The sequence below is a fragment of the Thalassospira sp. A3_1 genome (assembly GCF_017744215.1).
In the GTDB taxonomy this organism is placed as follows: domain Bacteria; phylum Pseudomonadota; class Alphaproteobacteria; order Rhodospirillales; family Thalassospiraceae; genus Thalassospira; species Thalassospira lucentensis_A.
This window is the reverse complement of the sequence record NZ_JAGHQQ010000003.1, coordinates 105,830-118,306: the sequence shown is the minus strand read 5'-3', so window position 1 is coordinate 118,306 and position 12,477 is coordinate 105,830. Positions and strand designations below refer to the sequence as shown.

Annotated in this window: 12 protein-coding genes; 10 read left to right on the top strand and 2 right to left on the bottom strand. The window is 55.4% G+C overall.

Features of this window, described 5'->3' with window-relative positions; translation table 11 throughout:
• Positions 1 to 10: 10 nt before the first annotated feature.
• Complete coding sequence (gene aroQ / locus J7395_RS14005; protein ID WP_209221918.1) at positions 11 to 463, top strand: type II 3-dehydroquinate dehydratase; 453 nt, start codon at positions 11 to 13, stop codon at positions 461 to 463.
• On the opposite strand, the gene J7395_RS14000 is transcribed toward aroQ, so the two are convergent.
• Positions 460 to 1,146 (bottom strand): FCD domain-containing protein, encoded by a 687-nt coding sequence (locus tag J7395_RS14000; RefSeq protein WP_209221917.1) that lies wholly within the window; start codon positions 1,144 to 1,146, stop codon positions 460 to 462. The two genes, aroQ and J7395_RS14000, sit on opposite strands and share 4 nt — an antisense overlap.
• Positions 1,147 to 1,349: 203 nt before the next feature.
• Entirely contained in the window at positions 1,350 to 2,294 is a 945-nt protein-coding gene (locus tag J7395_RS13995) for a LysR family transcriptional regulator (RefSeq protein ID WP_247742185.1), read from the bottom strand.
• A 152-nt stretch (positions 2,295 to 2,446) separates the two neighbouring features.
• On the opposite strand from J7395_RS13995, the gene J7395_RS13990 reads away from it, so the two are divergent.
• From J7395_RS13990 to J7395_RS13950, 9 genes are all read left to right on the top strand, one after another.
• On the top strand, positions 2,447 to 3,319 hold the full coding sequence (locus J7395_RS13990; protein WP_209221915.1) for an ABC transporter permease: 873 nt from the start codon (positions 2,447 to 2,449) through the stop codon (positions 3,317 to 3,319).
• A 10-nt stretch (positions 3,320 to 3,329) separates the two neighbouring features.
• Complete coding sequence (locus tag J7395_RS13985) at positions 3,330 to 4,139, top strand: ABC transporter permease (protein ID WP_062961424.1); 810 nt, start codon at positions 3,330 to 3,332, stop codon at positions 4,137 to 4,139.
• A gap of 107 nt (positions 4,140 to 4,246) precedes the next feature.
• Positions 4,247 to 5,401, top strand: coding sequence for an extracellular solute-binding protein (locus J7395_RS13980; RefSeq protein WP_062953104.1), 1,155 nt, complete (start codon positions 4,247 to 4,249; stop codon positions 5,399 to 5,401).
• Positions 5,402 to 5,492: 91 nt separating this feature from the next.
• Complete coding sequence (locus J7395_RS13975; protein WP_209221914.1) at positions 5,493 to 6,590, top strand: ABC transporter ATP-binding protein; 1,098 nt, start codon at positions 5,493 to 5,495, stop codon at positions 6,588 to 6,590.
• A 23-nt stretch (positions 6,591 to 6,613) separates the two neighbouring features.
• Positions 6,614 to 7,990 (top strand): aspartate aminotransferase family protein, encoded by a 1,377-nt coding sequence (locus tag J7395_RS13970; RefSeq protein WP_209221913.1) that lies wholly within the window; start codon positions 6,614 to 6,616, stop codon positions 7,988 to 7,990.
• Complete coding sequence (locus J7395_RS13965; protein ID WP_209221912.1) at positions 7,987 to 8,916, top strand: 3-keto-5-aminohexanoate cleavage protein; 930 nt, start codon at positions 7,987 to 7,989, stop codon at positions 8,914 to 8,916. Before J7395_RS13970 ends, J7395_RS13965 begins: the two co-directional genes overlap by 4 nt.
• Before the next feature lie 55 nt (positions 8,917 to 8,971).
• On the top strand, positions 8,972 to 10,015 hold the full coding sequence (locus tag J7395_RS13960) for a histone deacetylase family protein (RefSeq protein WP_114116149.1): 1,044 nt from the start codon (positions 8,972 to 8,974) through the stop codon (positions 10,013 to 10,015).
• A complete protein-coding gene (locus J7395_RS13955; RefSeq protein WP_209221911.1) occupies positions 10,012 to 11,154 on the top strand; it encodes an FAD-binding oxidoreductase in 1,143 nt (380 codons plus the stop codon). The genes J7395_RS13960 and J7395_RS13955 overlap by 4 nt, the downstream gene beginning before the upstream one ends.
• A 22-nt stretch (positions 11,155 to 11,176) precedes the next feature.
• Positions 11,177 to 12,472, top strand: a complete 1,296-nt coding sequence (locus tag J7395_RS13950) for an ArgE/DapE family deacylase (RefSeq protein WP_209221910.1) — start codon at positions 11,177 to 11,179, stop codon at positions 12,470 to 12,472.
• Positions 12,473 to 12,477: the final 5 nt, after the last annotated feature.

The window sequence follows — 12,477 nt, the reverse complement described above, 5'->3', positions numbered from 1 at the left end:
GAGATCCCCCATGTCAAAACCCATCTATATTCTTAACGGACCAAACCTGAACCGTCTGGGCAGGCGCGAACCCGAAATTTATGGCCGCACCACACTGGCAGATATCGAGGCAATGTGCCGTTCTGCGGCTGGCGATACCGCGGTGGAATTCCGGCAAAGCAATTCAGAAACGCAGTTGATCGAATGGGTTCACGAAGCCACGGATAATGCGGCAGGGCTGATCATCAATCCGGCCGCATATACCTTTACTTCAATGGCAATCATGGACGCGTTGAAAATGTTTTCCGCCCCGGCCATTGAACTGCACATTTCCAACATTCACCGGCGTGAACCGATGTATCACCATTCACTGATATCCGGTGTTGTTACGTCGGTCATCGCCGGTTTGGGCGCACGCGGTTATCCAACTGCGGTACAAGTCTTGAAAGAAATGATCAGCGAAACGCAGACTGTCGCGGGCTAGGCCGGGATTTTGCCGGTGCCGAGCACGTGGTTCAGCCCGCTTTCCACATGGCTGGTAAGCAAGGCAACCGCACCCTCGGCATCGCGCGCGATCACCAGATCGCGCAGGCGGGCATGTTCTTCGGCCGCCGGTTTCCCACGAAAATCAAGAACCAGCATGTGATAACGCAGGAAACGGTCGAAAGCGGTTGAATGTGCCGCCATCATCGCGGGCGACGCACAGGCAGAAATGGTCGCATGATGAAATTCCCAATCCTGCTGCACCCATTGCTCAACCTGGTTCATGTCACCCTCAATCAGCTTGGTTTCCACCACTTTGAGCATGTAGTGGGATGAAACAACTCGTGCCTCCCACTGCAGATCCCCCGTTGCGATTGATTGCCGCAAGGCATGCGTTTCCAGCAGCAGACGCAAGGCTGCGATATCGCGAAGACCAGCTTCGGAAATACCGGTGACTTCAAACCCCCGCTGCCCTTCTGCAACAACAAAGTTCTCTGCCGCCAGCCGGCTGAGGATTTCGCGCAAGGTCGAAACAGCAACACCATAATGCGATTTTAGTTGATCAAGACGCAACTTCTGCCCCGGCTTCAACCGCCCTCGGATGATATCTGACCGGATATTGCGAAAGGCAATGTCACCAACGGTTTCGTTATCAGAAGGCAGGAATAAGGACTTGTGTTTCATCTTTGGCTTGATCTCTGAAAGGGTGGCAATCTGGTCACAACAGGCTTTGGGACTGATATTTTTTAAAATACCAGATAAAATAGGGAAATAAAGATCATTTGGCAAAATTCGTAGTATTTCAGGAAATGAGCCTGAAAGTATCAAGAGGCATTTTTCAGCATAAAGCCTGACATAAATCCCGTTTGGTCATATTGTTGAAATCCTTACGGATAAACAAAATAACCATCCGGCGCACTGCCCAGCCGCCCGGTCAGGTTATCAATGAAGAACCGCTCCGCCCGGCCAAGCGACATGCGCGGATTGGTCACCAGATAGATATCAATTGCGGGTGGCGCATCATAGGGTGGCAGGCGCCATAACTGTCCGCGTTCCATCGCGTTTTGCACGACGTGGATCGGTAACGGACCAATGCCGAGCCCGGCATTGATCAGGCGGCGCACTTCTTCCAGATGCGGGCTGGTGGCGATCACCTTGCCTTTCATGCCTTCGCGCGCACGCAACACCGCAACCGGGGCCAGCGCATCGGAAAGCTGATCGGTGGAAAACGACACGAATGCTTCGCTACGCAGATCGGCAAGCGTCAGGTTTTCCCGGCCAAATAAATGATGTGTCGGTCCGCAAAAGAACCCGAAATGTTCGCGATACAGTTTGCGATATTCCAGTCTGGGATGCTGTTCATTCACAAGACAGATGCCGAAACTTGCCTGTTGGGATAAAACCTGGCTTGTGACATGCGCCGAAGTCGCAACATTGATTTCATAGGTCACTTCAGGATGTTCGCGGTTGAACTCAAACAGCGCATCGTCAAGCGGCGGAAACACCACATGGCTTGCCAGCCACAAATGCAAATGCCCGCTTAGCTGATTGCCACTGTCCGACATCACATCGGAAAGTCGGCCAATCGCCCCGCAAATCTCGCGGCATTCATGATAAAGCGCCAATCCCTGTTCTGTGACCTCAAACCGTCCACGATCACGATCAATCAGGCGCGCACCGATCTGATCTTCAAGCCGTTTAAGCGCATTGCTGACACTGGGCTGGCGCAAAAGCAGCCGGTTGGCCGCCCCGGTGATCGACCTTTCTTCGACAATCACCGTAAAGGTATGCAACAGGTTCCAGTCGAATTGCCGCTTTAAAAGGTCGCTCATTTCTCCACCCATAGCAATTGGCTATGCGATCCATTCTACTTATCTATTTGTGCTATGTGCAAGTCTGGGGTGAAATGGTCAGACATATTCATTCACGGCCAGATAACCGCGCATGGCAGGCAATTGCCAGAGCACAATAACGGGAGGCAAAAATGGCCGCAGATGTAGCCGGGGCACGCAGAACGCCCTGGGTCCTGCTATCGCCGTCACTGGCGACGATATCGCTGTTATTGATCATCCCGATGATGTTCATCGTGGTTTATTCATTCTGGCTGCGCACCGCAACCGGTGCCGATCAGGTTGGGTTTTATCTCGATAACTGGGTCGAAGTGCTTGGCGACCGGTTTTACCGCGACATTCTGTTTCAGACCTTTGCCATTGCCTTTTACACCACGGTGATCTGCGCACTGATTGGCTATATCCCGGCCTATTTCGTTGCCAACACCCCGATGAAATCAAAGACTTTCCTGCTTTTGATGCTGATGCTGCCCTTCTGGATCAGCTACATCATCCGCACCATGTCGTGGATCAACATCCTTGGCACGTCGGGCGCGCTCAATACATTGATGCTGTCGCTTGGCATCATCGATGAACCGATACAGATGCTTTATAACCAGACCACGGTTGTTCTGGGCCTTGTGCATTATCTGCTGCCCTTCATGATCCTGAATGTCTATGTCAGTCTGGATGGTATCGACAAAAACCTTACCGAGGCCGCTCAAAGCCTTGGCTGCACCGGCTGGCAGGCCTTCCGCGAAGTCACCCTGCCGCTGTCCTTCCCCGGTCTTGCTGCCGGATCCCTGTTATGTTTCGTGCTGGCCGCAGGCACCTATATCACCCCGATCGTTCTGGGCGGGCCGCGCGACGCAATGTTTGCCAATCTCGTGTTCGAGGCCATCGTGACCCAGCTTAACTGGCCGCTGGGGTCCGCCCTTTCGCTTGTCCTGCTGGCGCTTCTGGGTGCGCTGGTTGTCATTTACACCCGTTATCTTGGCGTCGATCAGATCGCCAAAAGCTTCAAATAGGGGGAATGTAATGATGTCCGGCTGGTCCCTGATCCGTATCGCAACCATCCTTGTTTATCTGTTTCTTTTTGCGCCGGTCGCGGTTGTCATTCTGCTGGCCTTCAATGCCAACCAGTTCGGCGCCTTCCCGATCGAAGGCTTTTCCATGCGCTGGTTCGAAGCATTGTGGAACAATGATGCGATTGTACGGGCATTCAAAACGTCCCTGATACTCGGCGCGCTGACCAGTGCCATTTCAACGACACTGGGCACGCTCGCAGCCCTTGCCATGGTCAGGTACGATTTTCCGGGGAAGCGCTCAATCTCGACGCTTCTGGTTGCCCCAATCCTGATACCCGAAGTCGTCCTGGCTGTGGCTCTTTTGCTGTTTCTGCAATTCCTCTCCATGCCCAAAAGCTTTGGCCTGCTTTTGATGGGACATGTCGTATTTACCCTGCCCTTCGTGGTTCTGGTGGTTCAGGCGCGCCTTGTATCAATCCGGCGCGACGTCGAAGAAGCCGCCATGAGCCTTGGCGCAACTCCGATCCAGACTTTTTTTGAAATCACCCTGCCGCTGATGATGCCGGCTGTCATGGCCGGGATGCTATTTTCCTTCACCATCTCGTTTGACGACATCACCGGCACCCTGTTCTGGAAACCGGGCGGGGTTGAAACCGTTCCGACCCAGATTTTTGCCATGCTGCGCAATTCCATCAGCCCGGAAATCAATGCACTGGGGGCAGTGATGGTGATTTTCACCATTGCCTTGCCGCTGATTGCGACCGCAATCGCGCGTGTTGCATCGGCGCAAAAAATACGGGCACAGAAAACAACCGCATAACGCACAACCAGATACCGCGGGAAACCGCCAAAACCAACAACAAGACCCAAAAAGAAGACCACAAGACCGACAAGAAAACGGATAAAAACCTTTATCAGGAGGCCTAAATGGACGAGACGAAACGCTATGAACGCCTGCTCACCCGCCTTAAAGACGGCGACATCAACCGTCGCACTTTCCTGACCGTTCTGGGGGCTGCGGGTGTCACCGCCGGGATTACCGGTGGCCCGATGGGCATGCTGGCCCGCAACGCCCTTGCCGCAACACCAGAACAGGTCCGCTTTGACGGCTGGGGTGGCGTGGTATCCGAGGCATTCGAAAAATATGCATTCGCCCCCTATACCGAGAAAACCGGTATCAAGGTCGTATCAGGCACCTTTGGCGGGGCGGATGAATATATCGCCCGCGTCAAGGCAGGCCAACCGGGCGAGTTCAACCTTGCCCACCTGTCGGGTGTGTTTGACTATGCCCGCTATCATGGTCTGGAACTGACGTCCGAACTGAACGAAGCCAATATTCCGAACCTCAAAAACGTCATTCCCGGCCTGATCGAACCGCTGCGCAAAATCACCGGCGGCACCATTTCGGCAGTCCCGTATGATTACGGCACCACCGGCATTGCCTATAACCGCAAATATATCAGCGACGATGAAGCCAAGGCCAAAGGTGCCAAGCTGATGGTCGATGAAGCTTACAAAGGCAAGATCGGCGGCTGGGGCGAATGGAAAACCCGCGTCTGGTACGGTGCCCTGCAATCCGATCAGGACCCGAATGCGATCAAGGATATCGACGCCGTCTGGGATATGATCCGTGCCCATCGTGATCTCGCCCTGAAATACTGGAGCTCAGGGGCCGAACTGATGAGCCTTCTGGCCGAAGAAGAAATCTATGTCACCGAAGGCTGGTCCGGCCGCATCAAGGCATTGCAGGATCAGGGCCACGATATCGGCTATCACGACCCGAAAGGCGGTCTTGGCTGGCAGGAATGCCTGTTCGTTCTGCGCGGAAGCCCGATGGCCGCCTGTGAAGAACTTCTGAACTTCATGCTCGAACCCGAAGTCGCGATTGCGGTTGCCGAAGGCCAAAGCTATCCGCCTGCTCTTGATCCGCAGAAAGTCGAACTCGGTAAAGTCATCCCGACCCTGCCCGCGTTTGATCCATCCGGCACGCTCAAGGAACTCAGCTTCTTTGATCCGGCCTACTGGAACGAAAACGAAGCCGACTGGTCGAAAACCTTCTCGCGGGTTCAGCGCGGCTACTAGGCCGGACTGATCGCATAAACCGGATCCCCGGTCGCTGGTTTCAAACTGGCGACCGGGGCACCACCGCCTTTTTCTGACAGGGTTATTTGTGATGGCTGACATCGAAAATGCGGTCGAACTGCAAAATGTCGTCAAGCGTTACGGCGAATTTACCGCCGTGCAGCGCATGGATCTGACCGTGCCTGACAACAGTTTCGTGACCTTTCTGGGTCCGTCGGGTTGCGGCAAGACCACGACACTTCGCATGATTGCCGGACTGACCGACATTACCGAGGGTGATTTGCTGATCCGTGGCAAACGGGTTAATGCCCTGCCGATCCACAAACGCAATCTGGGACTGGTGTTTCAGAACTACGCCCTGTTCCCGCATAAATCGATTTACGACAATATCGCCTTTGGCCTGAAATACCGCAAAGTGTCCAAATACGACATCCGCGACAAGGTCAATCGTGCCCTTGATCTCGTGCAACTGCCTCATGTCGCCGACAGGTATCCCAATCAGCTTTCCGGCGGACAGCAGCAGCGTATTGCACTTGCGCGCGCCATCGTGATCGAACCCGATGTGCTGTTGCTGGACGAACCCCTATCCGCCCTTGACGCCAACCTGCGCGAAGAAATGCGGGTCGAACTGAAACGCATCCAGCGCGAACTGGGCATCGCCACCGTTTTCGTGACCCACGATCAGTCCGAAGCCCTTGCCATGTCCGACAAGCTGGTGGTGATGAATAACGGTGTCGTCGAACAGGAAGGCGCGCCAGAAGACGTCTATAACAATCCCGCATCGGCCTTTGTTGCCGACTTCCTTGGGCATTCCAATATCATTCCTGCCGCCCTTGGCGCACCGGATGCGGCCTTCACCAATGTCGCCCTGCAAAGCGGGGAAACATTGCTGACGACATCCGAACAGACTGCCAAAGCGAATGGTTCAAAAGACGTTCGCGCCGTTATCCGCGCTGAAAAAATCGGCCTGTCGGATCAGAACGGTGCCACGGACGGTGTGATCGCCATCCCCGGCAGGATCAAAACGGTCGACTATCTGGGGCAGCAGGCCCGCTATTTCGTCACGGCCAATGGTCGTGACTGGCAGGTGATCAACCCGATTGATGCCCGCCCCCATCACGAAGGTGCCGATGTGTTCATGCACATTGCCGCCCGAAATTGTGTGTTGTTGCCCGGTCATCACGACTGACCGGATCTGGAGTGCCACCCGAAGTGACGCATGATACCCCCAACAAAACCGGCCACAACCGGGAATCCCGCCTGTTTTATCAAAGCCGTTCGCGTCGGCCGCTGATCGACCATGCCAAGGGCGTCTATATGTGGGATGTCGATGGCAAACGCTATATCGACGCCTCCAGCGGTGCGATGGTCAGCAATATCGGCCATAGCGACCCGCGCGTGATTGCCGCAATGAATGCGCAGCTTGAAAAAGCCAGTTTCGCCTATCGTCTGCATTTTGAAAATGACGCGGCCGAAAATCTGGCATTCCGCCTGGCCGAACGCGCACCGGGCGATCTTGAACGGGTATTCTTTGTCTCCGGCGGGTCCGAAGCCGTCGAAAGCTGCATCAAGCTTGCCCGGCAATATGCTCTGGCGAAGGGGCAAGCTCAGCGGACCAAGATCATTTCGCGTTTCCCCAGCTATCACGGTTCAACCCTTGGTGCGCTTGCCATCACCGGCTATACGCCAATGCATGCACCCTTTGCCCCGATGATGGTCGATCAACCCAAAATCCCGGCTCCGACCTGCTATCTGGATCGCGATGATCTGAGTGATCATGAACGCGGCCTGAAATACGCCAACATGCTAGAGGCCGAAATACTCAAACAGGGTCCGGAAACCGTTCTTGGCTTTATTATGGAACCGGTTGGCGGGGCTGCGACCGGCGCATTGGTCGCTCCCGACAGTTACTATGCCCGCATTCGCGAAATCTGCGATCAATACGGCATTCTTCTGATCTATGACGAGGTCATGACGGGTGCCGGACGCACCGGCAAATATTTCGCTGCCGAACATTGGGGCATCACGCCTGATATTCTGGCCGTATCAAAGGGATTGGCTGCCGGTTATGCCCCGCTGGGGGCGATGATCGCACCAGATCGTATTGTCGGACCGGTTCTTGATCATGGTGGTTTCATTCACGGTTACACCTATGCCGGCAATCCGATGGCCTGTGCGGCGGGCAACGCGGTTCTTGATGTTATCGACGAAGATAACCTTCTGGAAAATGCGACCCAAAGCGGGGCGGCATTAAAGGCCGAACTTGGTAAACTTGCCGATGAATTTCCGATCATCGGCGATTTGCGCGGGCTTGGGTTGCTTCTTGCGGTCGAACTGGTCAAAGACCGCGAAACCATGGAACCGATTGATCCCAAACATCTTGCGGCTGCCCGACTGGTCGACATTGCCTATGACAAGGGCCTGATCATTTACTGGCGCCGCACCCGCGGCGGTTATCGCGGTGATCATGTGATGGTCTGCCCGCCCATGACGATCAAGCCAGATCAGTTTGACGACATCCTCATTCCGTTGCGCGCCGCCCTTGGCGACCTTCAGGACGAACTCACCCGTGCCGGAGCCTTCGCATGAGCCGGAAAGTCATCATCACCTGCGCAATCACCGGATCGGTTCACACCCCGTCCATGAGCCCGAATCTGCCAATCACCCCCGTCCAGATTGCCGATCAGGCAATTGCGGCGGCAAATGCCGGGGCAGCCATCCTGCATCTGCATGCCCGCGATCCCGAAACCGGCTTTCCAAGCCCGGAACCGGCTGTTTTCGACCAATTCCTGCCACGCATCAAATCAGCTACCGATGCGGTGATCAACATTTCGACCGGCGGCGGCATGACCATGACGGTCAAGGACCGTATTCGTGCGGCAAAGCAGGCCGCGCCCGAAATGGCGTCGCTGAATATGGGTACGATGAATTTTGGCCTGTTCCCGGCCCTTGCCGGACGCAGCGACTGGAAACACGACTGGGAACCGAAATTTCTCGAAGACAGTCGTGATTTCGTATTCAAAAACACCTTTGCCGATATCGAAACCATTCTGGCCGATCTGGGTGATGCCAATGGCACAAGGTTTGAATTTGAATGCTATGACGTCGGGCATCTTTATACGCTGGCCCATTTTGTTGATCGCGGCCTGATCAAGGGTCCGATTTTCATTCAGTTCGTTCTGGGCGTTCTGGGGGGCATTGGTGCTGATCCCGATAACCTTGCCCATCTGAAACGCACCGCCGACAAACTTTTTGGCGATCAGTACCAGTTTTCGGTTCTGGGTGCCGGTCGTCATCAGATGCCGCTTGCCACGATGTCGGCCACCATGGGCGGTCATGTCCGGGTCGGGCTTGAAGATAACCTGTATCTGCGCAAGGGCGAACTGGCTCCGGACAACGCATCACAAGTTCGCAAAATCCGTGAAGTTCTCGACGGGTTATCCCTTGAAATCGCAACTCCGGACGAAGCCCGCACCATGCTGGGCCTGAAAGGTGACGATCAGGTCGCCTTTTAGGAAATAACAGACTGCCACCAACACCACGACGCAAAGCCAACGAAAGGCGGCGCCCATGATGCATGCCTATTTCTCAGCCGATCAGCTTCGCCATCACGGCCAGACCTTCATGGTCGCAGGCGAAGCACGGCCAATCCCCGAAGTCCCCGAACGGGCGGAAATCCTGACCACGGCCGTCAAACGGCTTGGCCTTGATTTGCGCACCCCTGATGATTTCGGCATGGGTCCGATTGCCGCCATTCATGCGCCCGAATATCTGAAATTCCTGCAAACCATCCATGCCGAATGGAAGGCTGTTGGTGGTTCTGATCTGGTGGTACCCGGCATTCATCCGTTTGACCGGCTTGGCCCCTATCCAAGATCCCCGGCGGGCAAGGCCGGTTTTCATATGGGCGATACATCCTGCCCGATATCGGCAACCACCTGGCAATCGGCCTATGCCAGTGCGCAAACTGCGATTGCCGCCACCCGCCGTGTCCGAGATGAAAATGCCCAATCGGCCTATGCCCTGTGCCGCCCGCCCGGCCACCATGCCAGCCGCGATATTGCTGGTGGTTTCTGTTACCTGAACAACAGTGCGATTGCCGCACAGGAACTGCGCGCCAAATATGACCGGGTTGCGATCCTTGATGTCGATCTGCATCATGGTAACGGCACGCAGCATATTTTCTATGCCCGTGATGATGTCATGACGCTGTCGATCCATGCCGATCCACGCGATTTCTATCCGTTTTTCTGGGGCCATGCCGAAGAACGCGGACAGGATGCAGGGCTTGGTTTCAACCATAATTATCCCCTGCCCCTTGGCAGCGGTGATGATGCGTTTCTGGCAGCCCTTGATCGCGCGCTTGCCATGATCGATCATTTCAGCGCCGATGCAGTTGTCATTGCACTGGGTCTGGATGCATCATCGGATGATCCGTTTGGCGGACTTGCCGTGACACCCGGCGGATTTGCCAAAATCGGTGAAAAAATTGGCAGCCTCAAACTGCCAACCGTGCTAGTGCAGGAAGGTGGTTATGTCAGTAACACACTGGCTGAAAACCTTTTTCAGTTTATCAGCGCCTTTGACGCCACCACCGCTGGGAGCCCCAAATGAAAACATCCGATATCCTGATCATTGGCGGCGGTATTGCCGGCATGTCAGCAGCCTATTTTTTGGCCAAACGCGGCAGGTCCGTCACAGTTCTCGAACGCGAAGATCAGCCCGGCTATCACAGCACCGGCCGGTCAGCCGCACTATACAGCGAAACCTATGGCCCGCAGATCATCCGCAAAATGTCGACGGCCAGCCGGGAATTTTTCCTGAACCCGCCCGAAGGTTTCACCGAAAATCCGATCCTGACCCCGCGTGGTGTGATCCTGACCGCCGCCCACGGCAATGAAGGCGCGATTGACGAACTTCTGACCGAAGGCTGCGCAAATGGCGCGAATGTTGTCCCTCTGACAGCAGATGACATCAAAAAACTGATCCCGATCCTTAATACCGATCTCATCGCGTGCGGTGCCCTTGAAACTGATGCCATGGATATTGATGTTCATGCGCTGCATTGGGGCTTCATCCGCCATTTCAAAAAGCTTGGTGGTGATCTGGTGGTCAAGGCCGATGTCACCGCAATTGCAAAACCCACAGCTGGTTGGCAGGTCACGGCGGGCGGCGAAACCTATGAGGCACAAATCCTCGTTAACGCATCCGGTGCATGGGCCGATGAAATCGCAAAACTGGCGGATGTAACACCGCTGGGCATCACCCCCAAACGCCGCACGGCGGTGATGGTTGATCTGCCATCTGATGTCAATGCGCATGGCTGGCACATGGTGTCAGACGTGGGCGAAGGCCTGTATTTCAAGGAAGACGCCGGGCGCCTTCTGGTATCGCCATCCGATGCGACACCGACGGTTCCCCATGATGTCCAGCCCGAAGAACTCGATATCGCCATCACAATTGATCGCCTGATGACGGCAACCACGCTTAAGGTTAATCGCCCCGGCGAAGCATGGGCTGGCCTGCGCAGCTTCTTTGCCGATGGCGATCCGGTATCGGCATTCGACCCGAATGCGGATGGCTTTTACTGGCTTGCCGGTCAGGGCGGCTATGGCATTCAAACCGCCCCGGCCATGGGCGAATATGCCGCCAGCCTGATTTGTGGCGATGGCGTTCCGGACCGGATGGTGAAACTTGGCGTGACCGAAGGTGCCCTTGCCGCCACCCGCCCCGGCCTTGCCCGAACCGCGTAAGGAAGAATACGGAAATCGTGCCATGACCCATTTTGATCGCAATGAACTGCGACGTAGCGTTGCCAATCGCCGTGATCGTGCGATTGATGATCTGTGCGCACTGGTTCGCCATGACAGCCTTCTGGGCAATGAAACATCGGCCCAGAAATGGGTTGCGGATCGTTTTGCCGATATGGGGCTTATGGTCGAACGGGTTGAGATCAATATTGACGAATTACGGGACTTACCGGGATTTTCCCCGCCAGTTACGACAGAATATGGCGGACGGGAAAATATCGTCGGCATTCATAAACCAAAACATCACACCGGACGCAGCCTGATTTTGAACGGGCATATCGATGTCGTACCGACCGGGCCGGTGGCGCAATGGCGACGTGGACCGTTTGATCCCTATGTCGAACGCGACTGGCTTTATGGCCGCGGGGCTGGCGATATGAAGGCCGGCATCATTGCCTATTGCCATGCCGTGGCAGCCCTTCATGATCTGGGCCTTGAGCCCGCTGCCCCGGTGATCCTGCAATCGGTTGTCGAAGAAGAATGCACCGGCAACGGGGCCCTGGCCTGCTTGCATGCCGGGTATCGCGCCGATTGTGCAATCATTCCCGAACCGTTCAATCAGACGCTGATGACCGCCCAGCTTGGCGTGATGTGGTTTCAGCTTCATGTCACCGGAAGTCCGGCGCATGTTCTTGATACCTCGGCCGGAAGCAACGCGATCGAGGCGGCCTTTGGCTTTTTCGAAACCCTGAAAGAAGTCGAAGACATCTGGAACCACCCCACCCACCGTCATGCGGCCTATGACGCGCATACCCATCCGGTGAATTTCAATCTGGGCAAGATCGAAGGTGGTGAATGGGCATCGACCGTACCGCCGGTCTGTTCGGCCGATATCCGTGTCGGGTTCTATCCCGGTATGGAATTATCCAAGGTCCGCGAAACCATCGAGGCGGTTGCACAAAGTGCGATGGAAAATCACCCGGCCTGCAAGGGGGCAGAATTCAAGATAACCTATCGCGGTTTTCAGGCCGAGGGATGCGTGATGGACGAAAGCCATCCGATGATGACGATGATCGGTAACATTCACCACGAAGTCACCGGCAATGCGATCAAAAATTATGCCTCCACCGCGACAACGGATGCGCGGTTCTTCCAGATTTACGGCAATATCCCGGCCACCTGCTATGGCCCGAAAGCCGAACGAATTCATGGCATTGACGAACGGGTCTCGATTTCCAGCATGATGGAAGTCACCGAGGTCCTTGCCCTGTTCATTGCCGACTGGTGCGGCGTTACCAAACGTGATAATCACGCCGCATAAACCAA

What these genes read in the sequence shown, in the direction of transcription:
- aroQ (WP_209221918.1), top strand. Translation starts at nt 11, where the DNA reads ATGTCAAAACCCATCTATATTCTTAACGGACCAAACCTGAACCGTCTG.
- J7395_RS14000 (WP_209221917.1), bottom strand. Translation starts at nt 1,146, where the DNA reads ATGAAACACAAGTCCTTATTCCTGCCTTCTGATAACGAAACCGTTGGT.
- J7395_RS13995 (WP_247742185.1), bottom strand. Translation starts at nt 2,294, where the DNA reads ATGAGCGACCTTTTAAAGCGGCAATTCGACTGGAACCTGTTGCATACC.
- J7395_RS13990 (WP_209221915.1), top strand. Translation starts at nt 2,447, where the DNA reads ATGGCCGCAGATGTAGCCGGGGCACGCAGAACGCCCTGGGTCCTGCTA.
- J7395_RS13985 (WP_062961424.1), top strand. Translation starts at nt 3,330, where the DNA reads ATGATGTCCGGCTGGTCCCTGATCCGTATCGCAACCATCCTTGTTTAT.
- J7395_RS13980 (WP_062953104.1), top strand. Translation starts at nt 4,247, where the DNA reads ATGGACGAGACGAAACGCTATGAACGCCTGCTCACCCGCCTTAAAGAC.
- J7395_RS13975 (WP_209221914.1), top strand. Translation starts at nt 5,493, where the DNA reads ATGGCTGACATCGAAAATGCGGTCGAACTGCAAAATGTCGTCAAGCGT.
- J7395_RS13965 (WP_209221912.1), top strand. Translation starts at nt 7,987, where the DNA reads ATGAGCCGGAAAGTCATCATCACCTGCGCAATCACCGGATCGGTTCAC.
- J7395_RS13960 (WP_114116149.1), top strand. Translation starts at nt 8,972, where the DNA reads ATGATGCATGCCTATTTCTCAGCCGATCAGCTTCGCCATCACGGCCAG.
- J7395_RS13955 (WP_209221911.1), top strand. Translation starts at nt 10,012, where the DNA reads ATGAAAACATCCGATATCCTGATCATTGGCGGCGGTATTGCCGGCATG.
- J7395_RS13950 (WP_209221910.1), top strand. Translation starts at nt 11,177, where the DNA reads ATGACCCATTTTGATCGCAATGAACTGCGACGTAGCGTTGCCAATCGC.